This is a genomic window from Nonomuraea sp. NPDC050783 (assembly GCF_040802095.1).
GTDB lineage: Bacteria > Actinomycetota > Actinomycetes > Streptosporangiales > Streptosporangiaceae > Nonomuraea.
In genome coordinates, this window is the sequence record NZ_JBFAHK010000001.1 from 788,174 (window position 1) to 812,209 (window position 24,036).

22 protein-coding genes are annotated in these 24,036 nt (G+C 72.1%); 11 read left to right on the forward strand and 11 right to left on the reverse strand.

The features are described 5' to 3' along the window. The first annotated feature begins 40 nt into the window (after nucleotides 1–40). The 3 genes from AB0H75_RS03660 (at nucleotide 41) to AB0H75_RS03670 (ending at nucleotide 2,642) form a co-directional block, all read left to right on the forward strand. Complete coding sequence (locus tag AB0H75_RS03660) at nucleotides 41–625, forward strand: O-methyltransferase (RefSeq protein WP_367789697.1); 585 nt, start codon at nucleotides 41–43, stop codon at nucleotides 623–625. A gap of 70 nt (nucleotides 626–695) precedes the next feature. After that, nucleotides 696–1,529 carry a TIGR02452 family protein gene (locus AB0H75_RS03665; RefSeq protein ID WP_367789700.1) on the forward strand — a complete coding sequence of 278 codons (834 nt, stop codon included), beginning with the start codon at nucleotides 696–698 and terminating at the stop codon, nucleotides 1,527–1,529. Between the two features lie 489 nt (nucleotides 1,530–2,018). Beyond that, nucleotides 2,019–2,642 carry a TIGR03086 family metal-binding protein gene (locus tag AB0H75_RS03670; RefSeq protein WP_367789703.1) on the forward strand — a complete coding sequence of 208 codons (624 nt, stop codon included), beginning with the start codon at nucleotides 2,019–2,021 and terminating at the stop codon, nucleotides 2,640–2,642. 946 nt (nucleotides 2,643–3,588) lie between these two features. Here AB0H75_RS03670 and AB0H75_RS03675 read toward each other — a convergent pair. The 4 genes from AB0H75_RS03675 to AB0H75_RS03690 all read right to left on the reverse strand — a co-directional run bounded on the left by AB0H75_RS03675 (nucleotide 3,589) and on the right by AB0H75_RS03690 (nucleotide 8,291). Beyond that, complete coding sequence (locus tag AB0H75_RS03675) at nucleotides 3,589–4,353, reverse strand: alpha/beta fold hydrolase (protein WP_367789706.1); 765 nt, start codon at nucleotides 4,351–4,353, stop codon at nucleotides 3,589–3,591. 80 nt (nucleotides 4,354–4,433) lie between these two features. Continuing rightward, on the reverse strand, nucleotides 4,434–5,081 hold the full coding sequence (locus AB0H75_RS03680; protein ID WP_367789709.1) for a hypothetical protein: 648 nt from the start codon (nucleotides 5,079–5,081) through the stop codon (nucleotides 4,434–4,436). A gap of 77 nt (nucleotides 5,082–5,158) precedes the next feature. Next, a complete protein-coding gene (gene recQ, locus AB0H75_RS03685; protein WP_367789712.1) occupies nucleotides 5,159–6,997 on the reverse strand; it encodes a DNA helicase RecQ in 1,839 nt (612 codons plus the stop codon). A gap of 94 nt (nucleotides 6,998–7,091) precedes the next feature. After that, entirely contained in the window at nucleotides 7,092–8,291 is a 1,200-nt protein-coding gene (locus tag AB0H75_RS03690) for an MFS transporter (protein WP_367789715.1), read from the reverse strand. Between the two features lie 91 nt (nucleotides 8,292–8,382). Here AB0H75_RS03690 and AB0H75_RS03695 point away from each other — a divergent pair, with 91 nt between their 5' ends. Together AB0H75_RS03695 and AB0H75_RS03700 are read left to right on the forward strand one after the other, a co-directional pair. Beyond that, nucleotides 8,383–8,628, forward strand: coding sequence for a type B 50S ribosomal protein L31 (locus tag AB0H75_RS03695; protein WP_367789719.1), 246 nt, complete (start codon nucleotides 8,383–8,385; stop codon nucleotides 8,626–8,628). 157 nt (nucleotides 8,629–8,785) lie between these two features. Next, nucleotides 8,786–9,025, forward strand: coding sequence for a DUF3040 domain-containing protein (locus AB0H75_RS03700; RefSeq protein ID WP_367789723.1), 240 nt, complete (start codon nucleotides 8,786–8,788; stop codon nucleotides 9,023–9,025). Between the two features lie 52 nt (nucleotides 9,026–9,077). Here the strand turns inward: AB0H75_RS03700 and AB0H75_RS03705 are convergent, their stop codons facing one another. The 4 genes from AB0H75_RS03705 to AB0H75_RS03720 all read right to left on the reverse strand — a co-directional run bounded on the left by AB0H75_RS03705 (nucleotide 9,078) and on the right by AB0H75_RS03720 (nucleotide 11,700). Further along, the gene (locus AB0H75_RS03705) at nucleotides 9,078–9,320 is read right to left on the reverse strand and encodes a DUF6343 family protein (RefSeq protein ID WP_367789726.1); all 243 of its coding nucleotides are present in this window, start codon (nucleotides 9,318–9,320) and stop codon (nucleotides 9,078–9,080) included. Between the two features lie 21 nt (nucleotides 9,321–9,341). Continuing rightward, nucleotides 9,342–10,049 (reverse strand): maleylpyruvate isomerase family mycothiol-dependent enzyme, encoded by a 708-nt coding sequence (locus AB0H75_RS03710; protein ID WP_367789729.1) that lies wholly within the window; start codon nucleotides 10,047–10,049, stop codon nucleotides 9,342–9,344. 30 nt (nucleotides 10,050–10,079) lie between these two features. Beyond that, entirely contained in the window at nucleotides 10,080–10,796 is a 717-nt protein-coding gene (locus AB0H75_RS03715) for a DUF4344 domain-containing metallopeptidase (protein WP_367789732.1), read from the reverse strand. 163 nt (nucleotides 10,797–10,959) lie between these two features. Then, a complete protein-coding gene (locus AB0H75_RS03720; RefSeq protein WP_367789735.1) occupies nucleotides 10,960–11,700 on the reverse strand; it encodes a hypothetical protein in 741 nt (246 codons plus the stop codon). A gap of 189 nt (nucleotides 11,701–11,889) precedes the next feature. On the opposite strand from AB0H75_RS03720, the gene AB0H75_RS03725 reads away from it, so the two are divergent. Further along, nucleotides 11,890–12,762, forward strand: coding sequence for a sugar kinase (locus tag AB0H75_RS03725; protein WP_367789738.1), 873 nt, complete (start codon nucleotides 11,890–11,892; stop codon nucleotides 12,760–12,762). A 98-nt stretch (nucleotides 12,763–12,860) separates the two neighbouring features. On the opposite strand, the gene AB0H75_RS03730 is transcribed toward AB0H75_RS03725, so the two are convergent. Next, on the reverse strand, nucleotides 12,861–16,133 hold the full coding sequence (locus tag AB0H75_RS03730) for a discoidin domain-containing protein (RefSeq protein WP_367789742.1): 3,273 nt from the start codon (nucleotides 16,131–16,133) through the stop codon (nucleotides 12,861–12,863). A gap of 211 nt (nucleotides 16,134–16,344) precedes the next feature. Here AB0H75_RS03730 and AB0H75_RS03735 point away from each other — a divergent pair, with 211 nt between their 5' ends. The 5 genes from AB0H75_RS03735 (at nucleotide 16,345) to AB0H75_RS03755 (ending at nucleotide 22,124) form a co-directional block, all read left to right on the forward strand. Then, nucleotides 16,345–17,361 carry a LacI family DNA-binding transcriptional regulator gene (locus tag AB0H75_RS03735; RefSeq protein WP_367789745.1) on the forward strand — a complete coding sequence of 339 codons (1,017 nt, stop codon included), beginning with the start codon at nucleotides 16,345–16,347 and terminating at the stop codon, nucleotides 17,359–17,361. Between the two features lie 114 nt (nucleotides 17,362–17,475). Beyond that, nucleotides 17,476–18,807, forward strand: coding sequence for an ABC transporter substrate-binding protein (locus AB0H75_RS03740; protein WP_367789749.1), 1,332 nt, complete (start codon nucleotides 17,476–17,478; stop codon nucleotides 18,805–18,807). A 5-nt stretch (nucleotides 18,808–18,812) separates the two neighbouring features. Beyond that, nucleotides 18,813–19,679, forward strand: coding sequence for a carbohydrate ABC transporter permease (locus tag AB0H75_RS03745; protein ID WP_367789753.1), 867 nt, complete (start codon nucleotides 18,813–18,815; stop codon nucleotides 19,677–19,679). Beyond that, nucleotides 19,676–20,611: a carbohydrate ABC transporter permease gene (locus tag AB0H75_RS03750; RefSeq protein WP_367789757.1), complete on the forward strand. Its 936-nt coding sequence runs from the start codon at nucleotides 19,676–19,678 to the stop codon at nucleotides 20,609–20,611. Before AB0H75_RS03745 ends, AB0H75_RS03750 begins: the two co-directional genes overlap by 4 nt. 4 nt (nucleotides 20,612–20,615) lie before the next feature. Beyond that, nucleotides 20,616–22,124 (forward strand): glycoside hydrolase family 13 protein, encoded by a 1,509-nt coding sequence (locus AB0H75_RS03755; RefSeq protein WP_367789760.1) that lies wholly within the window; start codon nucleotides 20,616–20,618, stop codon nucleotides 22,122–22,124. 32 nt (nucleotides 22,125–22,156) lie between these two features. On the opposite strand, the gene AB0H75_RS03760 is transcribed toward AB0H75_RS03755, so the two are convergent. After that, nucleotides 22,157–23,038, reverse strand: a complete 882-nt coding sequence (locus AB0H75_RS03760) for a phosphotransferase family protein (protein WP_367789763.1) — start codon at nucleotides 23,036–23,038, stop codon at nucleotides 22,157–22,159. Continuing rightward, the gene (locus AB0H75_RS03765; RefSeq protein WP_367789766.1) at nucleotides 23,035–24,030 is read right to left on the reverse strand and encodes a LacI family DNA-binding transcriptional regulator; all 996 of its coding nucleotides are present in this window, start codon (nucleotides 24,028–24,030) and stop codon (nucleotides 23,035–23,037) included. The genes AB0H75_RS03760 and AB0H75_RS03765 overlap by 4 nt, the downstream gene beginning before the upstream one ends. Between the last annotated feature and the right edge of the window lie 6 nt (nucleotides 24,031–24,036).

The window sequence follows — 24,036 nt, forward strand, 5'->3', positions numbered from 1 at the left end:
CGCGTGCCCGCTTCCGTCCCGGTAGGGCAGACTGCTACCCGTGGACGCGACGGTACGCAAGACGATCGAGGACCTGAACGAGGCCGCGGCCCGGCACGACGCCGCCCAGCACGACCGGCTGGACCGGTGGCGGGTGCTGGAGCCCGACGCGGGGCGGTTCCTGTGGTTCCTGGCGCAGTCGATCACCGCGCGGATCGTCGTGGAGATCGGCACCTCCCGAGGCGCGTCCACGTTGTGGCTGGCCGACGCCGCCCGCGCGGTCGGCGGGCACGTCCTGAGCCTGGACATCGACGCCGAGGCCCAGGCGCAGGCCCGGCGCACGGTGGCCGAGGCGGGCCTGGAGGACCACGTGGAGTTCCGCGTCGCCGACGGCGGCGCGGCGCTCGCCAGCATGCCGGACGGCGCGGTTGACCTGCTCTTCCTCGACGCCGAACGCCCCGAGTACCCGTCCTGGTGGCCGCACCCCTACCGGGTGCTGCGCCAGGGAGGCGTCCTCGTCGCCGACAACGCCCTGTCCCACCCCGAGGAGATCGCCCCGCTGCGCGACCTGCTCCGGCAGGAGTCCCGCCTCACCGTCACCACCATCAACGTCGGCAAGGGTGAGCTGGTCGCGTTGCGCCGCTGACCGGCGGCAGGGGGAGAGCGGCGGAAAACCGTTCCGCCCGGACGGCGGTCACGGCCTACGCTGGTGACGCATGAGCGGAAGACTGCGCGAGGTCGCGGCCGAGAACGAGCGGATCGTCGCCGAGGGCCGCTACTCCGCCGCCGACGGCACCGTGGTGGACCTGTGCGACGCGCTGCGAGCCATGACCGCGGCGACCGTCAGCCATCCCCCCGGCACCGCGCTGGATCAGCCGAAGGCCGGCGCGTACCGCACGGTCTTCGAGGTCACCGGCGAGAGCAGCCTGCGGGCGGCGCGGCGGCTGCACCAGGAGGGGGCGGCGGGCATCGCCGTGCTCAACTTCGCCTCCGCCCGCAACCCGGGCGGCGGCTACCTGGGCGGCGCCAAGGCCCAGGAGGAGGACCTGTGCCGCCACGCCCTCCTCTACCCGAGCCTGCTCCGGGCGCCCGACTACTACGCCGCGCACCGGGCCTCGCCCGACCTGCTCTACAGCCACCGCGTCATCTGGTCGCCCGGCGTGCCGGTGCACCGCGACGAGGACGGCCGGCTGCTGGCCGAGCCGTACCTGGTGGCGTTCCTCACCTCGCCGGCGCCCAACGCCGGTCAGGTGCTGCGCCGCGACCCGGGCGCGGGCGAGCGCGTCCGGCAGGCGCTGCGCGAGCGGGCCGGGCGCGTGCTGGCCGTGGCGGCGCACCACGGCGCCCGCACGCTGGTGCTGGGAGCGTGGGGCTGCGGCGTGTTCCGCAACGACCCGCGCGAGGTCGCCGCGGCCTTCCACACCCACCTGGGCGACGGCGGGGGCTTCGCGGGGGCGTTCGAGCGCGTGACGTTCGCTGTCTGGGACCGGAAGCCGGACTCGGCGAACCGAGCCGCCTTCACCGAACGCTTCGCACCCTCGGGAAGCTGACCGCCCAGGCCCGCCCTCCATTCCCGGCCTCCCGGCCGTCCCCCGGCCTCCCGGACGGCCCGTCCCCGGCCTTCCGGACGGGCCGGCCGGCCTCCTGAGGAGCAGCACGCCCACCAGGGCGCCTGCGCGAACCCCAGCACGAGCAGCGGAACGCCCCCGAGCCGCCTCGGCGCCCACTGGTCGAAGAAGATCGCGCCCCCCGACAGGATCCCCAACACCGCCATCCTCCCGGACAGCGCCACTCCGAACAGCGCCACTCCGAACAGCGCCACTCCGAACAGCGCCACTCCGAACAGCGCCACTCCGAACAGCGCGAGCACGGACGCCGCGAAAACCCCCGCGACCAGCTCAGACATCCAGCCCGGCACGACCACCGGCGGCTCTCCTCCGGAGAAGAGGCGGCGCCCCGCCCGGGCGCCGATCTCCAGTCCGCCCGTGCCACCGATGACTTTCCTCCGTTCTTGGTGTCTGTACGAAGGAGGAGGCGACATGAACGGCGAACGAGAACGGGCTCTGACGGCGGGGGTGGCCCTGCTGGAACGGGCGATCGACTACACACTCGGCAGCCTGCGCGTGGTGACACCGGCCGCGCTCTGCCGCGCCACGCCGTGCGCCGGCTGGCCGCTGGAGCGGCTCCTGACCCACGTCACCGACTCCCTCCGCACCCTGAACGAGGCCGCCACCGGCGAGGTCTCCCTCGGCACGAAGGCGCTCGACCACCTGCGCACCGCCAGGCGGCTCACCCGCGGCGGCAACCCGGCCCTGTTCGTCAGGGACGACGCCACCGAGCTCCTCGGCACCTGGGCCGGCACGCTCACCAGCGAACTGATCTCCATCGACGACCGCCACCTGACCAGCCCGATGGTGGCCGCCGTGGGCGCGATCGAGATCGCCGCGCACGGCTGGGACATCGCCCGGGCCTGCGGCGAGTGCCATCCGATCCCGCCGCTGCTGGCCGACGAGCTGCTGGACCTGGCGCACCTGTTCGTGACGCCGGCCGACCGGCCGTACCGGTTCGCCGCGCCGTTCCCCGTCCCCGAGGCCGCGCCCGCCGAGGACCGCCTGCTGGCCTACCTGGGACGCGATCCGGCCTGGCCGTCCCGCTCCCGCTGACCTCGCCCGGCGCCGGGCCTTCCCAGCAGGGCAGTAAACGCATCCCGGGCCAGCGTGTCGCGCGCCGACGCCGTACGATCGCCCTGTACGGCAGAACAGGCGAACCAGGGGCGATCCCGCGAAACCGGCACCGGTCCGGGTGATCCGATGAGAAGATCGAAGTGGGCACACCCATCGTTCCGGGCCGAAAACACGTCCGGCCGGTCCAGCGACGGCACGAGCGCCGGACCCAGGCCGCCCAACGTGGTGGCGACGACCGTTCTTCGTGCGGCCGTCGCCACCACCACCTCACCCGGCCGCCCCCACCTCACCCCTGAAACCACCCCCTGAACAACCCCGCCACCCCAGTCGGATCGGCCTGGGTGGGGCCGGCCTGGGTCGGATCGGCCTGGGCCGGTCTGGGTGGGACCGGCCTGGGCCGATCTGGGTGGGACCGGTCTGGGTGGGGCCGGTTTGGGCCGGTCTGGGTGGGGTCGGTTTGGGCCGGGTCGGTTTGGGTCGGGTCGGCTCCGGTCGGGCAGGTCTGGATCCGGGCGGCTCCGATCGGATCGGTCTGGGGGGTCGGTCTGGGTCGGGTTGGGCTGGGTCGGGTTGGGCTGGCCTGGATCGGGTCGGGCCGGTCTGGGTGGGGTTGGCTCCGGTCGGGGTCGCCTCGGTCAGGTCCACCCTGGTCGGGTCCGCTCCGATCCGGCCCCCACTCCGGCGTAGCCGGCCCGCTCCGACCCCGCCCCGGGTCTAATCGCGCCGCCTGGAACCGGTCCCTGCCTGGAACCGGCCCCGCCTCGAACCGGCCCCGAATCGGCCTCGCCTCAATCCGGGTCTGTCCCGATCCGGGTCCGTGCCGATCCGGGTCCGTGCCGATCCGGGTCCGTGCCGATCAGGCGCCGACGCGATCAGGGGCCGTCGCGATCAGACCCGCCGGTTCGGCTTTGCCTGATCCCGGTGGCTACTCGTTCGTGACCTCGTGCAGGAACGTGACGATCAGTTCGGTGACCTCGGCGGGACGTTCCATGCTCGGCAAGTGGCCCGCCCACGGCAGCTCGATGTGCCGGGCGGTGGCGGGCAGGGCGGTCTCGGGGTGCCGGAAGTCGGCCAAGTCGTACGCCCCCGAAACGGCCAGGCACGGCATCGTGAGCGCCGCCAGCTCAACCGCGCCCTCGACCGGCTCGCCCTCGACCGGCTCCGTGGTCTGGGCGGCGAGCTGGAGCTCGTAGGCGCGTAGTTGCATCTCGTACACCGCCTGCGCGGCCGACTCGCCGGCTTCGGGGCCCAGCCAGCTCTCGGCCATCAGCCGCGCGCCCCCGGCCAGATCCCCCGCCTCGATCAACGCGTCCTCGCGCTCTCCGAGCGCGCGCAGCTCGGCGCTCGGCGAGTGTCCGGGCAGGGCGGCGGCGAGCAGCACCAGCGCCTCCACCCGCTCGGGACGCCTCGCGGCGACCTCCAGCGCCACCTTCCCGCCGTAGGAGGAGCCGACCAGCGACACCCGGCGGATGCCCAGGGTGTCAAGGAGAGCCAGCACCTCGCCGGAGTCGGTGTACGGCCCAGCGGGCAACGGGCTCTGCCCGAAGCCGGGCAGGTCACAGCGGATCACCTGGAACCCGGCATCGATCAGAGGCCGCCACTGGTCGTCCCACATTCGCCGGTCGCACACCCCGGCGTGCAGGAGCAGCACGGCCGGGCCATCACCGCCCACATCATGGGAAAGCACCATCGGGCAGACGCTACCAGTCAATTGAGCGATCGATTCATCCTTTTCGGCGCTGAGCTTCGGCGAGGTCGAGGTCGAGGTCGTCAGGGACTCAGGTGCGGACGGAAGTGGTCGGTGACGAGGTCGGCGATGCCCTCGGCGTCGAGGGAGCCGTCGACCTCGATCACGCGCATGCCCAGCCGCCGGGCCGCCCGTACGGCGTCGGCCGCGAGGAGGCGGTCGCGTTCGACCCGGTTGCGCTGCGCCCGCTCGGGGTCGCTGACCCGGTGGGAGACGGACCTGGCTCGCGGAAGGACGTCGAGCTGCCGTTTCCTGAAGGCGTCGGTCGGCACCATGACGATCATCCGGCTGGGCTCCGGGAGCAGCGGGGCGACCAGGTCGGGACGCAGGCCCCAGCCCTCGGCGAGGACGGGGCGGCCGGAGACCAGGGCCCGCAGGTCGTCCAGGACCCATTCGAAGCGGACGGCGAAGTCGTCGAGCGACCTGGCGGCCATCTCCTCAGGGGTGGTCCTGACCCAGGCGTCGTCGGGGTCGGGTGGCTCGGGGGACCGGCCGAGGCGCACGCGGCGGGCGACGCGGCGATCGTCGTGGGCGCGGGCGTCGTGGAAGTCGTAGTGGTAGACGGTCAGGCCGTGGCGGACGGCGAGCAGCCGGGCGACCGTCGACTTGCCGGCCCACTGCCCGCCACCGATCCACAGGGCCCGCCGCAACGTGCCGAACGGATCCCACACCCCCTCCGCGCCGGAACCGGAGCCGGAACCGGAGCCGGATTCAGGGGCGGGGACGGAAGGGGAGGGAGAGGGGGAGGTCATGCGGGGTCCGGGAGGAGCTGGAGCACTTGGTCGCCGTATTTGGCCAGCTTGCTCTCGCCGACGCCGTTGATCGTGCTCAGCTCGGCCAGCGTGGCCGGGGCGTGGGTGGCGATCTCGCGGAGGGTGGCGTCGTGGAAGATGACGTACGCCGGAATGCCCTGCTCCTTGGCGACGGCGGCGCGCCAGGCGCGGAGGCGCTCGAAGACCGGGGCGGCCTCGGCGGGCAGCTCGACCGCCTGCCGGGACTTGGCCGAGCCCGAGGAGCCCCCGGAGCCCCCCGGACCGGAGCCTCTGGAGCGGGCCGGCCGGAGGGAGTCGCGGCGCAGCAGGACCTCGCGCTGGCCGCGCAGCACGGCCGCGCTGGCGTCGGTGAGGACCAGCGCCCCGTAGTCGGACTCGACCGCCAGCAGACCTTGCGCCAGCAACTGCCGCACCACGCCGTGCCACTCCTGGCCGCCCAGCTCGGTGCCGATGCCGAACACGGTCAGCGAGTCGTGCCCGTGTTGCAGCACCTTGGCCGTGCTCTTGCCGAGCAGGATGTCAACGATCTGGCCCACCCCGAACTTCTGCCGCCGCTCCCTCGCCAGCCGCAGCACGGTCGAGAGCACCTTCTGGGCCGGGACGGTGCCGTCCCAGGTCTCGGGCGGCGCCTGGCAGGTGTCGCAGTTGCCGCACGGCTCGGAGCCCTTCTGGCCGAAGTAGTCGAGCAGCATCACCCGGCGGCAGCTCGCGGTCTCGCACAGCGCCAGCATGGCGTCGAGGTGCAGCACCTGGCGGCGGCGGTGCGCCTCGTCGCCCTCCATGGCCATGCGCCGGTGCTGGACGACGTCCTGAAGGCCGTAGGCCATCCACGCCGTCGCCGGCAGCCCGTCGCGCCCCGCCCGCCCGGTCTCCTGGTAGTAGCCCTCCACCGACTTGGGCAGGTCGAGGTGGGCCACGAAGCGCACGTCGGGCTTGTCGATGCCCATGCCGAAGGCGATGGTGGCGACCACGATCAGGCCGTCCTCGCGCAGGAAGCGGGCCTGGTGGGCGGCGCGGGTGCGGGCGTCGAGCCCCGCGTGGTAGGGCACCGCGGCGATGCCGTGCTCCACCAGGAACTCGGCGATCTTCTCCACCGAGGAGCGCGACAGGCAGTAGACGATGCCGGACTCGCCCGGATGCTCGGCGCGCAGGAACTCGAGGAGCTGCTTCTTCGGCTCGGCCTTGGACGTGATGCGGTAGTGGATGTTGGGCCGGTCGAAGCTGGCCACGAAGTGGCGGGCCTGGTCGAGGCCGAGCCGGGAGGAGATCTCGGCGTGCGTGGCGGGGGTGGCGGTGGCCGTGAGCGCGATGCGCGGCACCTCCGGCCAGCGCTCGTGCAGCTCCGACAGCGCGAGGTAGTCGGGGCGGAAGTCGTGGCCCCACTGCGCCACGCAGTGGGCCTCGTCGATCGCGAACACCGAGATCCGGCCCTTGGCCAGCAGCCGCATCGTGGTCTCGACGCGCAGCCGCTCGGGGGCGAGGTAGAGCAGGTCGAGCTCGCCGGACAGGAACTCGGCCTCCACGAGGCGGCGCTCGTCGAGATCCTGGGTGGAGTTGAGGAAACCGGCCCGGACGCCGAGCGCGCGCAACGCGTCGACCTGGTCCTGCATCAGCGCGATGAGGGGCGAGACGACCACCCCCACGCCGGGGCGCACCAGGGCGGGGATCTGGTAGCAGAGCGACTTGCCGCCGCCGGTGGGCATGAGGACGAGCGCGTCGCCGCCCGACACGACGTGGTCGATGATCTCCTGCTGCCCCGGCCGGAACGCGTCGTAGCCGAACACGCGGTGCAGAACCTCGATGGGGGTATCCATGCGGCTACCTTACGTGTCGGAGGGCGGACGGTTCGTGATTTCAGCGGAGGGCGAGCGGGAGCCCCCGATGCGCCGGGCCCCCGGCCCGCCGGTGTCAAGGGGCGCGCGCGCCGCCCGCGTTCCCCTGCCGATCGTAGGCCACCAGCGCCAGCGCTCCGAGCGCGCAGGCCGCCGCCACCGCCCCCATGACCGCCGGGAATCCGGCGACCTCCGCGATCCCGGCCGCCGCGAGCGGCGCGACGGCCTTGGCCACGGTGATCGGCAGCGCCAGGGCGCCGCTCAGCGACGCGTACGCGGCCGTGCCGTAGCGGTCGGCCACGAGCGCGGGCCGGGCGATCGTGGCCACCCCGAACCCCAGCCCGAACAGCACCACCGCCGCCACGGCCCCCGCCGCGCTGCGCCCGGCCAGCGGCAGCAGCACCGCCGCCAGCCCCTGGAGCCCGAACATGACCGCCGTGACCATCGCCGTCCGCCAGCGTGCCTGCAGCCCCGTGGTGACCAGCCGGCCCGTCACCGACAGCACCCCGAGCAGCCCGGCCACGCTCGCGGCGAACACCGGCGGGTGCCCGAGCGCGATCAGGTACGTCACCAGCAGCACCCCCATGACCGACACCGCCCCGGTCTGGCTGAGGAACCCGGCCGCCAGCAGCCAGAACGGCCGCTCCCGCAGCGCCGCCCCGACGATCTCCCCCCGGCGGACGTGCGCGGGCCCGCGCCGGTCGCGCACGGTGAGGGCGTGGAGGGGCACGGCGACCAGCGCGTACAGGACGGCCAGGACGACCAGGGCCTGCCGCCAGCCGTACCGGTCGACGAGGAAGCCGGTCAGCGGCAGGAAGACGGTGGAGGCGAACCCGGCGACCACCGCGACCGCGAGCAGCGCCCGCGCCCGCCGTTCCGGCCCGAACCAGGCGACGATCACCGCGAACGCCGCCTCGTACAGCACCGCCGCCGAGGCCACCCCCAGCACCGCGCACACCAGGTAGAGCTGCGCCACCGAGCGCACCTGCGACCACGCCAGCACGGCCGCCGCACCCAGCAGCGAGCCGGCCGTCATCAGCCCGCGCGCGCCGCGCCGGTCCAGCCAGCGCCCGACGGCCGGCGCCACCATCCCCGAGACCAGCACCGACAGCGTGATCGCGCCGGTGAGCTGGGCGACCCCGGCGTCCAGGTCGCGCGACATCGGCGGGATGAACACCGAGAAGGCGTAGTAGAGCACGCCGTAGCCGGCGGTCTGGGTGATCGCGAGCGCGCCGACCATGCGGGTCAGCGCCCTCGGACGGGGGCCGGTGATCACCCACGGATCGTTCCCCGGACCCGCCGGATGATGCCCGGGTCCGGTCCCGAAGCGCGGGAATGAAAACCGTTGCCATCCGGTTGAGAGGGACATGAAGAAGAACCTGCACCCCGCGTACCGTCCCGTGGTCTTCCGCGACCCCAGCGTCGGGTTCGCCTTCCTCACCCGCTCCACCCTCACCAGCGACCGGACGGTCGAGTGGGAGGACGGCAAGACCTACCCGGTCGTCGACGTGGACGTGTCGTCGGCCAGTCACCCCTTCTACACCGGCCGCGGCCGCATCCTCGACACCGCCGGCCGCGTCGAGCGCTTCAACCAGCGCTACGGCCGCAAGTGACCCTCCGTCCCCGGTGCGGCGGCCCGCCGCGCCGGGGAGCGCGGAGAGCATGACCCGGAGAGTATGGCGCGGAGAGCATGGTAAAGAGCGGGCATGCCGGGGCTACCGGCGGGTAAAAGTCCTCCACCGGCGTGAGAGCAGCAGCAGTGGTGGAGTGATGGGTCTCTCTGGAAGGGAACGCCGCATCCTCGCCCAGATCGAGCAGGCCCTGGAGCGAGAGGATCCCGAGCTGGCCAGGCGCGTGGCGGCCATCAACAGGATCGAGGCGGGCGACGGCCTGCCGCAACGTCCCTGCGGCGACCGCGTGCGCGGATGGGCGCTGGCCCACCCGTGGGCGGTCCTCGTGGGCGCCGTCCTGGTGATGGTCCTGCTGCTGCTCGCCGTGCTCAACACCTGAGCCGGGCCGTGCTCGACACCTGAGCCGGGCTGTGCTCGACACCTGAGCCGGGCTACTCGCCGGAGCGGCGCCGGTGCCGCAGGACCAGCAGGTCGACGGCGGCGATGATCGCCACCGCGCCCGCGACGGCCGCCTCCCAGCGCCAGACCTCCTCACCCGTGCTCATGGCCCGGATCGCGAAGAACACCGCCGCGACGACGCCGAGCACCAGCACCACCAGCGACAGGACCCGCCGGGCGCGCAGCGGGCTGCGCGCGGTCAGCGGCTCCGTCCCCGAACGGTCGCGCAACCACATGATGGCCCCCTTCGCAGAAGCTCAGGCCAGGCACCTCAGAGCCGAGGCCAGCCGCGGGTCGAGCCCGTGCGAGGCGGGCAGGCGCCCCACCGTGGCCGCCACGAACTCCGGGTACGACAGCGTCGCCGTCGCACCGTCCGCCGCCACCCAGACCTGCTCGGCCGTCTGCTCGACCTGCACCTTGGAGTCCCGCTCGCCCAGCGCGAAGCGGCCCACCGCGACCCGCCACAACGTCCTGCCGTCGGCCTCCTCCTCCGCCACCGGAGCCCCGACGTCGTCGGCGTGGGTGGCGTACTCGGAGTCGTAGTGGAAGGTCTGGAGCCCGTTGGGGTACGGCCCGGCCATGGTCTGCAGCGTGGCGTCAGGGCCCAGCTCGCGCATGCGCCGCCGGGTCTCGCCGTTCTTGGTGCGCCACTCCGCCAGGACCTCCTCGACCGGCAGGTCGCGGCGCCGGCGCACGCACCACTCGTTGAAGTCGTTGAACCCCGTGATGCCCTCGTCCGACAGCCGGCCCATCAGCTCCTGCACGGTGCCGTCCAGGCAGGCGTGGTTGTACATCTCCTCGCCCGCCAGGTGCGCGAGCACGTCGCGGACGCTCCAGCCCTCGCAGCGGGACGGCCGCGCCCAGCCGCTCTCGTCCAGGCCGCTGAAGAAACGATCGAGGCGGGCCGCCTCGGCGTCGAAGATGTCGAAGGGGTCGAAGTCACGCAGCGGATCGTCCTCAGCCATACCGGGACGCTACCCCTTACGTCACGATTTTCACGGCCCCTTGACGACGAGCGAGCCGACGGCCGCCCTGACCCGCTCGTACTCGGCGGCGCACGAGGGCGCCCGCTGGGCGGGGACCCAGCCGCCCTTCGCGATGGCGGCGTTCGCGGCGGGGTCGGCGCCGTACAGCAGGCAGCCGAACGTGGCGGACTCCGCGGTGCCCTTCAGGTGGTCGAGGCCGCCGTGCCCGGCGGCGAGCAGGTGGCGGGCCTCGGCGGCGGGCACCGCGTCCGCGGGCCGGTCGGCGGCGAGCGTGAGCGCGGCGAGCTGGTCGGCCTGGCCCTCGCCGCCGGCGGGCAGGCCGTTCATGGTGGCCAGGGCGTGGCCGAGCTGGTGGTGGTAGAGCGCGGCCAGCGCGGCCTCGACGCGGCGTTCGGCGGTGCGGTCGTCGGCCTCCTCGGTGGTGGAGATGCCGTCCAGCGTGCGGCGCACCTCGTCCACGAGCGCGTAGCAGATCGTGATGCGGCGCTGCCCGGCGTCCCAGGTCGCGGCCGGCTCACCGCAGTCGCGGGCGACGACCTCGACCGGCTCGGGCAGCCTGATCCCGGTACGCAGCGCGCCGCTGTCCTGGAGCAGCCGCCTGGCCTGCTCGGCGCCGGGCGAACCGGCGGGCTCGTAGCGCACGGCCGGCTCGGCGGCGGCGGGCGCGGGGGCCGATCCCAGCGTGCTCGCCATGCTCAGGGCCAGGGCGACGAGGGGATGCGGCATGCGGTGGCTCCTTCCGGCGGACGGTCACGGCAATGAGACCTACCCTGCGGCGATCCGGTGATCGCTAAACCTCGCGGCCGGCGGAAGATCGGAGAAGCCGGAGGCCCGGCCCCCTCGCGGGGACCGGGCCTCGGGTGTGTTCGTCAGTGGCCTGACCCGCGGGTCAGTGGCGCCACCAGGAACCGTAGACGCGCACGTAGTCGGCGCTGCTCGTGGAACCGTTGAGCTCGTCGTTACCGGCGAACGAGGCGCGGAACCAGCCGCTCCTGTACGCCTTGGTCGTGGCGTAGAACTTGCCGTTCCACTTCGTGGTGGTGGAGGTGACCCACTTCCAGCCGCTGTGACCGTTGGCCCGGTAGTAGATGTTCACCTTCTCGCCGCGGACGCCCTCCCAGCGGTGGTCATCCACCTGGAGACGGCCGGAGAAGGAGATCGACCTGCCCTTGCGGACCTTGTACGGCTCGGCGCTGAAGCGCGAGACGCGCGTGTCGGCCTTGGTCTTGGCGAGCTCGACCGAGAAGAAGGCGTCGTCCGTCGAGACCTGCTTGCCGGCCTTGTCGAACGCGACCGCCGTGGCCTTCCACTTGCCGGCCGGGTCGGCGTCGGTGAAGCCGACGGAGAACCGCCAGCTCTCCAGGGGCTTGACGCTCTTGGCGGCGAACGTGCGGACGCCGTCCACCGGCGCGACGCTCACTTCGACCTTCTCGACGTCACTGCCGGCCCGGACGTGAATGTAGGCGGTGCTCTCCTCGCCCTTCTTCACGACCACCGGGTTCGGCGTGACGCTGCGGATGTACAGGCGGGTGTCCGCCTTGGTGGTGGTGGCGGAGGCGGCCCCCGCCCCGGTTACGATCATGGTCCCGCCCACGAGGGCGGAGACGAAACCCACTGCGATCTTTCTCATGAGGGTGCTGATTCCTCTCCCCGTATCGCTTCAGAGCCGGCCCGGGGTGCCGGACTCCCTCTACTACTTTGAGGCACTAGATGGGGAAAAGGTTGGCTAAAGTTACGAAAAATATTTGATCACGGCTTTAACCAGGGCGTATGCACCAAAATCCGTTTTGAGATGACTTGACCAACTACAGTCTCCCCCATGACGGACGTCTACACGCTCGGCGAGCCGCTCGGCGTCGTCTCCAGCGGCCGGGTCCGCCACGAGGCCGAGGCCAGGATGGACGTCTGCGGGCCGGAGTTCACGCTGGCCGTGGCCCTGGCCCGGCTCGGTCACCGCTGCGCGTACCTGGGCAAGGTGGGCGACGACGAGCTGGGCGCGCGGGCCATGACCGTGCTCAGGGGCGAGGGCGTGGACGTGGCGGACATGCGGGTGTCCGAAGGGCTGCGGACGGGCCTGGTGCTCCGGGAGAGCCGCGTCGGCCGCGAGCCGCGCACGGCCCACTACCGTGCCGGGTCGGCCGGCTCGCGCCTGGCGCCGGGCAACGTCCCCATCGACCGGGTGGGCGCGGCCAGGATGCTCCACGTGACCGGCGTCACGGCCGCGCTCGGCATCGACGCCCAGGACGCCGTGCGCGCCGCCGTCAGCGCCGCCCGCAACGCCGGCGTGGTGATCTCCTTCGCCGTCGAGTACGTCCCCGAGCTGTGGCCGTCGGTACGCGAGGCCGAGGAGGTGCTGAGCGAGCTGGCCTGCGCCGCGCACCTGCTCTTCCTGCGCCAGGACGAGCTGGACCTCGTCAAGCCCGCCCTGACGCCGGAGCGGGAGGTCGTCGTGGACCGCGGCGCGAAGGGCGCCGCCGTGCGCGCCGACCGCATGCGTTACGACGTGCAGGGCTGGCAGGTGCCGGTCGTGGACCCGTCGGGCGCGGGGGAGGCGTTCGCGGCCGGCTACATCAGCGCCGCCCTGGACGGCCTGACCCCGCAGGAACGCCTGTACCGCGGGGCGCTGTTGAGCGCCGCCGCGGTAACGGACGTCAGCGACTGGCAGGGGTTGCCCACCAGGGCCGAGCTGTAGCCAGTGGCGTGTTGAGCTGGAGCCAGTGGCGTGTCGAGCTGGAGCCAGCGGCGTGTTGTGACCGCTCGCGAGCGGCGGTCAGTCGTCGCCGGCGGCGGTCAGTTGATCGTGAGCGTGAACGTCGAGGTCGTGTTCCTGATGTTCTGGGCGTTGTCGGCGAAGCGCAGGCCGGTGAACGTCGCCGACCCGACCGCCGGGCCCTGGCCGGGCTCGGGCAGCTCGTTCACCCAGATCCCGAAGCCGGACTTGGCGTCGAAGGCGTCACCGCTCTTCCGCGCCCCGCTGATGGACACGTTCGTGAAGGACGTGTCCTTGATCGGGTTCAGCGGCGTGGACGGGTTCGAGTAGCCGGTCTGGAACATGATCCCGCTGTAGGTCGGGTCCACGATGTCCAGGTCGCTGACGCGGATGCCCTGGAACACCTTCGAGGAGGAGAACAGCCACATCGCCGGGAACGTCTGCTGCCCCCAGAAGTGACCGCCCGCCCTGACCAGCGAGATGTCGTCGAACACCGTGGGCGGGCTCGCCCCGAAGCCGTGCATCGGGTAGCCGAAGTCCAGCGAGCTGATCGTCACGCCCGCGTAGACGAGCGTGTCGGCCACGTAGATGTTCCTGAAGGTGTTGTCGTAGCCGCCGTAGACGGCCAGGCCCGCGGCCCGCCAGGTGAGCAGCGAGGTCAGGTTCTCGAAGACGTTGCCGTACTGCTCGCCGGGGTTGTTGTCGGTGGCCGAGAACAGCGCGAAGCTGTCGTCGCCCGTGGCGCGGGTCTCGATGTTGACGACGTGGTTGCCGGTGCTGCCGTTGGTGAAGTTCAGGCCGTCGGCGAAGGTGTCGCGGATGCGCGCGTTCCTCAGCGTCATGTTGTCGGTGTTCGTGCCCCAGTACATGCACACCTGGTGCTCGATCCAGACGTTGTCGATCGTCATGTTCGCCACGTTGGAGAAGTCGAAGACCTTGCCGGGGCCGTCGATGCGCGAGGTGTAGTTGCCGAAGTAGGCGAAGCCCTGGAACGTCGAGCCGTTGGCCGACGCCTCGGTGCGGAAGCCCACGTCGGTGTTCTCCTGGCCGGCGGGGGAGCGGAAGCGGGTGAACCACGGGCCCGCGCCGACGATCCGCACCGCCTTGCCGTAGACCTGGAACTTCGAGGAGGTCTGGTAGTCGCCGGCGGGCAGGTAGACGCCGGTCAGGCTGCTGTCCATGCGGGCCTTGTCCAGGGCGTTCTGGACGTCCTGGTGGGTGAAGCCGGCGGGGACGGCGTACTTGGCCGGGTCCGGGTTGGCGACCGGGGTGGCCTGTTCGAGGTCGATGAAGTCGATGGCGTAGGTGCTGGTGTTGGCGGCGTCCTTCTGGAGGCGGATCTTGCTGCCCTTCGGCACGGTGGTGCCGAGCAGCAGGTTGGCCTCGTCGTAGATGTGGCGGGGCGGGCCGGAGCCGGGGTTGTTGTTCGGGCTCGCCTCGGCGCCGTAGAGCCAGGCGTGGCGCGAGGTCAGCGGGAGGGCCTTGAGCAGGGCGCCGTTGACGTAGACGTTCAGCGTGGCGTCGATGCCGCCGCCGCCCGGCGCGTCGGGGATGGAGAAGCGGGTGACCAGGGTGTTGGTGTCCGCGCGGGTGGTGAACTCGACGTAGGCGCCGGTCTGGGCGAGCGTGACCGCGCGCCGCCCGGACGCCTCGCCGGCGATCGTGCCGACCTCCCTGCTCGGGCCGACGCGGGTCGCGCCGCCGCCGGTCACGGCGTCCTCGGCCTCGTAGGTGTCGTAGGGCATGTTCGCGCCGCGGCCCACGAACAGGGGCAGCTCGCTGGTGTTGTTGGCGCGCTTGACCGGCAGTTCGGCGGAGTCGGCGGCGAGCACGGTCCTGATCGTGTACTTGCCGTTGGCCGCGGTCCAGGTGCCCAGGGTGATCGGGGCGGTGGTCGCGCCGGCCGCGATCGCGCCGCTCGCCGAGCCGGTCAGGGTGCGCACGACCGCGCCGGAGGCGTCGAGGACGGTGAGCGTGACGCCGTGGGCGGACGCGCTGGAGGCGACCGTGCCCTGGTTCCTGATCGCGACGGTGAACGTCACCGTGGCGCCGGCGGCCGGGTTGCCCGGCGTCCAGGCCACGGGGGAGGCGACCAGGTCGGCGGTGTCCACGGGCCGGACGGTGAGCGTGCCGGTGGTGGTGTTGTTGGCCTCGTTCAGCTCGACGACCTTGCCGTCCTCGTCCACCTTGGCCGAGAGCTGGTACGTCCCGGCGTCCCGGGCCCCGATGCCCGCGGTCACGGTGGCCGACGCGCCCGCCGCCAGCGCGCCCACACCGGCGGTGCCGACCTTGGCCGTGCCCGCGTAGAAGCTCACCGAGGTCGCGGCGGAGCCGGCGGTGCCCGCGTTCCTGACGGTGGCCGACAGCGTGACGGCGTCGGTCTCGACCGGCGCGGACGGGCTGGCCGTCAGGTTCGACACGGTGAGGTCGGGGTTGGCCGACGGGGAGCCGAAGATCTGGAACTCGCCGACCTGCCCGCCCGGCGCGCCCGAGTTGGCGGTGAACTGCAGCCGCACGTCGGCGGCCCTGCCCGTCACCGGGATGGTCACCGAGTTGCCGCTCGCCGGGTCGAAGGTGTAGGTCGCGGAGGCCACCAGGCTGGTGAAGGAGGTGGCGCTCTGCTCGCGGCCGAGGACCTGGAGCGTCTGCGTGCGCCTGGCCCACGCCGCGTCCGGGTTGAGCTTGAGCGTGATCGAGGTCAGGTCGGCGTTGGCGCCGAGCTGGACCGTGAGCTGGCCGGGGTAGGAGGCGCTCTCCCAGTAGGTCTGCACGTTGCCGTCGTTGGCGTTGGCGGCCACGTAGGTGTGGGTGTGCGAGGACTCGGTGATCGGCTTGCCCAGCGCCAGGTCGGCGCCGGTCGGCGGCGGGCCGTCGTCCGCGGTGCCCCAGACCTCCAGCTCGGCGAGCTGGCCGGCGGGCCAGCCGGTGTTGGCGGTGATCTGCAGGCGCACGTATCGGGTGGTCGCCGGGGTGAGGGTGACGGTCGCCGTGGGGTTGAAGGTGTAGGTGGCCGAGGCGGCGAGGGTGGTGAACGACGAGCCGTTCGCGCTGCCCTGGACGGTCAGCGTCTGGGTGCGGCCGGGCCAGCCGCTCGGCAGCTTGAGCACGAGCCTGTTGACGCTCGCGTCGGTGCCGAGATCGACCTGGACCCACTGCGGGAAGGCGTTGTTGGCCGACTCCCAGTAGGTGGCCTGATTGCCGTCGGTCACGTTGGCGGCCGGGTAGACGTCGGTGAAGCTGCTGGCGGTGGCGGGCTTGCCCGCGGCGAGGTTGGTGTCGGCCGCCGCGTGGGCGGCGGCGGGGGCTGCGAGGAGTCCGATGGCTAACGAAAGGGCGGCTAGGACAGCTCTCATGGGGGTGGCCCTTCGGGGGAGGCAGATGGCCGAACCATAAGATGCCGAGCAGATGGCCGCAATATTTCGACTGTATTTCGCAAAGAGTGGACGGCCAGAAGTCGGGAAGTGATCGCCTTCGCGGCTGGTCAAGCCCGGAAGGGGAAGCCGGAAACCCGTTCAGTGAGGACGCAAGCCGCGTCGTCCGATCCACGTAAGCCGTTGCAAGCGCTTGCGCTCCAGGTCGTATAGTTTGCGCATGACACGACGACTCGCAGAGGTGGCCAAGAAGGTCGGGGTGAGCGAGGCGACCGTCAGCCGGGTGCTCAACGGCAAGCCGGGGGTCTCCGACGCGACCCGCGAGGCCGTGCTGACCGCCCTCGACGTGCTCGGCTACGAACGCCCCACCCAGCTCCGCGGCGACCGGGCCCGGCTGGTCGGCCTGGTGCTGCCCGAGCTGCAGAACCCGATCTTCCCCGCCTTCGCCGAGGTGGTCGGCGGCGCCCTGGCCCAGCAGGGGTTCACCTCGGTGTTGTGCACCCGCACGGTCGGCGGCGTCTCCGAGGCCGACTACGTGGACCTCCTGCTCCAGCAGCAGGTCAGCGGCGTGGTCTTCGCCGGCGGCCTGTACGCCCAGGCCGACGCCGCGCACGGGCACTACGAGCTGCTGCACGAGCGCAAGCTGCCGACGGTCCTGGTCAACGCCGCCGTCCGGCGGCTGGACTTCCCGCAGGTCTCCTGCGACGACGCCGTGGCCGCCGAGATGGCCGTCGCCCACCTGCGGGCCCTCGGCCACGAGCGCATCGGCATGGTGCTGGGGCCCAAGGACCACGTGCCCTCGCGGCGCAAACTGGAGACCTTCCTGGCCGAGGGCGGCGACGGCGAGCTGGTCGAGCACACGATGTTCTCCCTGGAGGGCGGGCACGCGGCCGCCGCCCGCCTGGTCCGGCGCGGGGTGACCGGCGTGGTGTGCGCGAGCGACCTGCTGGCGCTCGGCACCGTGCGGGCCGCCCGTCGCGCCGGGCTCGCGGTGCCGGCCGACATCTCGGTCATCGGCTTCGACGACTCCGCGCTGATGAACTGCACCGAGCCGCCGCTGACCACGGTCCGCCAGCCGATCGACGCGATGGGCCGGGCCGCGGTGGACCTGCTGGTGGCGCAGATCGACAAGGCGGTGGTGCCGGCGGACGAGCTGCTGTTCGAGCCGGAGCTGGTGGTCCGCGCGTCCACCGCCCGCTGCCCTGCTTAACACAGTCGTTATCTTGCAATCGGGTGTCGGAATATTGCGGAGTTGTGTCGCTGATCCTATGGTGTGGGCACCTCGCACCAGAAGGGTCAGACCATGCGGAGATCCACCGGACTCTTGCTCGTAACCGCGCTCGGCATCTCGGCCACCGCCTGTGGCTCCGGCGAGTCGCCCCGGTCGTCGGCCTCGGGCGGCGCCGCGAACGTGACGATCACCGTCGCCTGCCAGCCCGCCAAGACCGCCCCCAAGGACCGGCAGGCCTGGGACGACGACGTGGCCGCGTTCATGAAGGCGCACCCCGGCGTGACGGTGAAGAGCACGGACCAGCAGCCGTGCTTCGATCCCAAGACGTTCGGCCCCAAGCTGGCCGGCGGCCAGATGGAGACCGTCTTCGTGGTGCCCATGACGAACTACGGCGACGTCATCGCGCAGGGCCAGGCCCTCGACATCACGCAGTACACCAGCCTGGTCAAGAACTGGAACGACCTGCGCCCCGACCACCGCGAGCTGCTCACCAAGGACGGCAAGGTCTACGGCGTCCCCAACGTCCACTACAGCGTCGGCCTGGTCTACAACCGCGCCCTGTTCACCAAGGCCGGCCTCGACCCCGACAACCCGCCCAAGACCTGGGCCGAGGTCCGCGAGGCGGCCAAGAAGATCGCCGGTCTCGGCGCCGGCTACGTCGGCTACGGCGAGTACTCCGGCGGCAACACCGGCGGCTGGCACTTCACCCAGGCCGTCTACGGCCGCGGCGGCGCCGTCCTGACGCCCGACGGCAAGAAGGCCGCCTTCAACTCGCCCGAGGGCAAGGCCGTGCTGCAGAACCTGCACGACATGCGCTGGGTGGACAACAGCATGGGCAGCAAGCTCCTGGTCGGCTGGGAGTCGCTGATGATGGCGATGGGCAGCGGCAAGGTCGGCATGATGCTGGGCGCGCCCGACGTGGTCACCGACGTGGTCACCAAGTTCAAGGGCAACGTCGGCGACTACGGCATCACCGGCTTTCCCGAGGCCAAGGCGTCGCTGAGCGGCGGCGAGGCGTACATGATCAACCCGAAGGCCACGCCGGAGCAGGCCAAGGCCGGCATGGAGTGGATCGACTTCCGCTTCAACACCGTGGGCAAGGGCCGCTTCGACTTCGCCCGCGGCAAGGCCATCGGCAACCCGGTCGGCGTGCCGGACAACGCCGTCTACGGCGACTCGCCCACCGGCAAGGCCATCCAGGAGGACCGGGTGAAGAACGCCTCGCTGCCGGTCGCCAACTACCAGACCTACGTGGACGCCGCCGCGACCATCCCGCCGAAGGCCGAGCCCCCGCACGCGCAGGAGCTGTACGCCATCCTCGACGTGCCCATGTCGGGCGTGCTGAGCCGCAAGGACGCGAGCGTGGACCAGCTCCTCGCCGACGCCGAGGCCAAGGCCAACACGATGCTGGCGGCCAAGGGCTGACCTGGATGGGGATCTTCAGGCGCAACCTGACGGCCTACGGGTTCCTCTGCGCGGCGCTGTTCTGCTTCACGGTGTTCGCCTGGTATCCGATGGTCAGGGAGTTCATCCTGAGCTTCCAGAGGACCGATCTGATCAACCCGCCCGAGTGGGTGGGCCTGGACAACTTCAAGGCGGCCGTCGCCGACCCGGCCTTCGGGGAGGCGTGGCTGAACACCCTGGAGTTCACCGCGCTGGCGCTGCTGTGCGGTTACGCCGTCCCGTTCGTCGTCGCGCTCGTGCTGAACGAGCTGCGCCACGCCCGGGCCTACCTCAGGTTCGTGGTCTACCTGCCGGTCATGCTGCCGCCGATCGTCGCGGTGCTGCTGTTCCGGTGGTTCTACGATCCGGGGCCCGGGCTGTTCAACCAGATACTCGGCTTCTTCCACCTGCCGGCGCTGGCCTGGCTGGACAGCTCGTCCACGGCGCTGATCTCCCTGGTGCTCGTCTCGACCTGGATGAACATGGGCAGCGCGACCCTGATCTACCTGGCCGCGCTGCAGAACATCCCGCCGGAGCTGTACGAGGCCGCCGAGCTGGACGGGGCCGGCATCCTCAAGCGCATCCGGCACGTCACGATCCCGCAGACCCGGCTGATCCTGCTGCTCATGCTCATGCTGCAGATCGTGGCGACCATGCAGGTGTTCATCGAGCCGTACATGCTGACCGGCGGCGGCCCGGAGAACGCCACCGTGAGCGTGGCGTACCTGATGTACCAGTTCGCCTTCTCGCAGATGAACTACGGCCAGGCCGGCGCGCTCGGCATGATGCTCATGCTCGCGCTGCTCGTCTTCGCCGCCCTCCAGCTCCGCACCACCCGGGAGGACCAGGCATGATCTCCGTCGGCGCGGGCGCCGCCGCCCGGAAGGGCAGGCGCGGCGCCAGGACGCGGCCCAGGCCGATGGAGGTGCAGTTCCGCACGATCGTCTCGCCCCACCAGCTCAACAGCAGGTGGGGGCGGCGGATCTACTGGCTGGTGCTGGTCGCCGTCGTGGTGCTGTTCACGATGGCCTTCGTCTTCCCGCTCTACTGGATGGTCACCGGCGCCATGAAGACGCCGGACGAGATCGCCGAGATGCCGCCCACGCTGGTCCCGAAGGACCCGACGCTGGGCAACTTCCTTGAGGCGTGGGACCTGTTCGACATCGGCACGCTGCTGGCCAACACCGCGTACTACGCCTTCGGGGCCTGGGCGTTCTCGATGGCGGTGGACGTGGCGGCGGCGTACGCGCTGTCGAAGCTGCGCCCGGCGTTCGGCAACGTGATCCTCGGCGCGATGCTGGCCACGCTGATGATCCCGCCGATGGTGATCCTCATCCCGCTCTACGTCACGATCGTGGACCTGGGATTGTTGAACAATCCTTGGGGGTTGTGGTTCCCCGCGGCGGCCAACGGCTTCACCATCTTCCTGCTCAAGCGGTTCTTCGACTCCATCCCGCGCGAGCTGATCGAGGCCGCGCAGATCGACGGCGCCGGGCCGCTGCGCACGCTGTGGTCCGTCGTGCTGCCGGTCTCCCGGCCCATCCTCGGCGTGACGTCCATCTTCACGATCGTCACCGCGTTCAAGGACTTCGTCCTGCCGCTGCTGGTCATGACCGACAGCGAGAAGATGACGGTCAGCGTGGGCCTGTCGCAGACCGCGGGGGCGGTGACCCAGAACCAGGTCATGGGCGGGCTGGTCATCACCAGCATCCCCATGATCATCGTTTTCTTCGTCTTCCAACGGCACATCATGGCGGGACTCACCGCCGGAAGCATCAAGGGATGAGCGCATGTCGCAAACGTGGTGGCGGGGGGCCGCGATCTACCAGGTCTACCTGCGTAGCTTCGCCGACGGGAACGGCGACGGCGTGGGCGACCTCGCCGGCCTGCGCTCCCGCCTGCCGTATCTGAAGGACCTCGGCATCGATGCCATCTGGCTCAACCCGTGGTACCCCTCGCCGATGGCCGACGGCGGCTACGACGTCGCCGACTACCGGGACATCGAGCCGGTCTTCGGCACGCTCGCCGAGGCCGAGGCGTTCATCGAGGAGGCGCACCAGCTCGACATCAAGGTCATCATCGACGTCGTGCCGAACCACAGCTCCACCGAGAGCGCCTGGTTCAAGCAGGCGCTGGAGGACCCGGCCGCCCGGGACCGGTTCTGGTTCGCCGACCGGCCGCTCAACGACTGGCGGTCCATCTTCGGCGGCCCCGCCTGGAGCCAGGTGCCCGACGGCCAGTGGTACCTGCACCTGTTCGCCCCGGAGCAGCCGGACTTCAACTGGACCAACCCGGAGGTGCACCAGGAGTTCGAGGACGTGCTGCGCTTCTGGTTCGAGCGCGGCGTGGACGGCTTCCGCATCGACTCGGCGGCGCTGCTGTTCAAGTCGGACACCGGCTACGAGGACCTCGACGGGGTCCACGACGTCTACCGGCGCTGGCGCGAGATCGCCGACGAGTACGGCGAGCGCGTCCTCATCGGCGAGGTCTGGCTGCCCGACCAGGAGCGCTTCGCCCGCTACCTGCGCCCCGACGAGCTGCACACGGCGTTCAACTTCGACTTCCTGTCCTGCCCGTGGGAGGCCGCCGAGCTGCGCCGCGTCATCGACCTGACGCTGACCACGCACACCCCGATCGGCGCGCCGCCGACCTGGGTGTTGTCCAACCACGACGTGACCCGCCCGGTCACCCGCTACGGCCGCGCCGACACGACCTTCGAGCACGGCGGCCGGCTGCACGGCACGCCGTCCGACCTGGAGCTGGGCTACCGGCGGGCGCGGGCGGCGGCGCTGCTGGCGATGGCGCTGCCCGGCTCGGTCTACGTCTACCAGGGCGAGGAGCTGGGCCTGCCCGAGGTCGAGGACCTGCCGGACGAGCTGCGCCAGGACCCGATGTACACCAGGTCGGGCGGCACGAACCCGGGCCGCGACGGCTGCCGCGTCCCGCTGCCGTGGGCGGGTGACGAGCCGCCGTTCGGCTTCGGCGCGGGCACGCCGTGGCTGCCCCAGCCGGAGAGCTGGCGCAAGCTGACCGCCGAGGCGCAGCGCACCGACCTGGGCTCGATGCTCAACCTGTACCGGGAGGCGCTGCGCGTGCGGCGCGAGTCGCTGGGCGACGGCACCCTGACCTGGCTGCCGCTCGGCGAGGGGGTGCTGGCCTTCCGCCGCGACTCGGGCCTGACCTGCGTCACCAACCTGGGGCCGGAGGCGGTGCGGCTGCCCGAGGGCAGGGTCCTGCTGGCCAGCGGCCCGCTGGAGGACGGCGCCCTCCCGGCCGACACGACGGCCTGGCTGGTCTGACGCCGCGGTCCGGCACGTCTCGGCGGGTGGACTCAGCGGGTGGCTCCGCCGGGGTCGCGGAGCCACACCTCCAGCGCCCGCCGGGCGGTCGCCTCGTAGCGGGGCAGCCGCAGGCCCCGGACCAGCAGCCAGAGCGTGCCCTGCAACGCGCGGGCCGCCCGGAACGGCGCCAGCCCCGGATCGCCGGGGTCGGCGCCGTAGGCGCGCACGGCCGCCGGGCCGTCCAGCCGGGTCGTGCGCAGCAGGACGGCGAGGTCCCACTCCACGGGCGCGGTCATGCACTCCTCGAAGTCGTTCCACAGCAGGCCGGCGGGGGTGGCCAGCAGGTTGCCCGGATGCGCGTCCCCGTGCACGGCCTGGCCGCCGCGCCGGGGCAGCCGGGCGGACAGCTCCTCGAACCCGTCACGCAGCCGGGAATGGGCGCCGGGGTCGATCCGGCCGTCCAGGAGGCCGAGCAGCCGCGCGGGCTCCTCCAGCACCGGCCACAGGTAGGGCGGCTCGCCGGGGAAGCCGCGCAGGGCCGCGTGCAGCGCGGCCAGCGCCGGCCCGGCCTCCTCCGGCGCGATCACGCGGCCGGGGTCGTGCTCGACGTGCTCCCAGAACGACACCGCGAAGCCGTCGCGCAGGTGCGGCCCTGGCGGCAGCAGCCCGCTCGGCGGCACCACCGGCGCCCCCGCCCCGTGCAGGTAGGCCACGACCTCCAGCTCCCGCCGCAGCACCTCCTCCGGCCGCTCCCGCCCGAGCGCGGTGACGGTCGGCACCCGCGCCACGACCGGCGCCGGGCGCAGGTGCACGCGCAGGTTGAACGAGTCGTTGAGCACCACGGGCTCCCGCGCCCGCACCCCGTGCTCCCCGGCCACCGCGACGGCGGCGGCCACGGCGGCGGCCACGGCGCGGCTCTCCGGCGCGCTCACGCCGACTCGCGGATCACCAGCTCGGTGGGCAGGATGACCGGATCGGTCGGGCCGCCCTCGAACAGGCCGAGCAGCAGCCTCACCATCGCCGCGGCCTGCTCGACCACCGGGTGGCGCAGCGTGGTCAGCGGGGGCTCGGTGTACTTGGCGGCCTCGATGTCGTCGAAGCCGACCACGGCGACGTCGTCGGGCACCCGGCGGCCGGCCTGGCGCAGCGACTGCAGCGCGCCCACCGCCATCAGGTCGTTGGCCACGAAGACGGCGTCGAGGGACGGGTCGTCGCCGAGGAGCTGGCGCATCGCGATCGCGCCCGACTCGCGGGTGAAGTCGCCGACCGCGACGATGGAGCGGCGGTCGGAGTCGCGCAGCACGTTGCGGTAGCCGGCCAGCCGGTCCTGGCCGGCGATCATGTCCTGCGGGCCGGCGATGGTGGCGATGCGGCGGCGGCCGCTCTCCACCAGGTGCCGGACGCCGGCCTCCGCCCCGCCCACGTTGTCGTTGTCGACGAACGGGATGTCGACCGGCACGGCCGGCCGGCCGTAGGAGACCACGGGCACGCGCAGCCGCGACAGCGCGGACGGCAGCGGGTCGGCGCCGTGCATGGAGATGAGCATGACGCCGTCCACGTGCCCGCCCGAGATGTAACGCTCCACCCGGGCGTGGCTCTTGGCGTTGGACGCCAGCATGAGCACGACCTGCCGGTTGGCCGCCTCCAGCTCGACCATCGCCGACCTGATGGCCGTGGAGAACAGCGGGTCCTCGGAGAAGACCCGGGTGCCCGGCTCGCTGATGACCAGCGCGATCGAGTCGGTGCGCTGGGTGACCAGGCTGCGGGCGGCCGAGTTGGGGACGTAGCCCAGCTCGTCGATGGCCCGCAGCACGGCGTCGCGGATGTGGGGCGCCACCGTCGTCTGCCCGTTGACGACGCGGGAGGCGGTGGCCCGCGAGACACCCGCCCGGGCGGCGACCGCCTCCAGGGTCGGGCGTCTCATGACTGC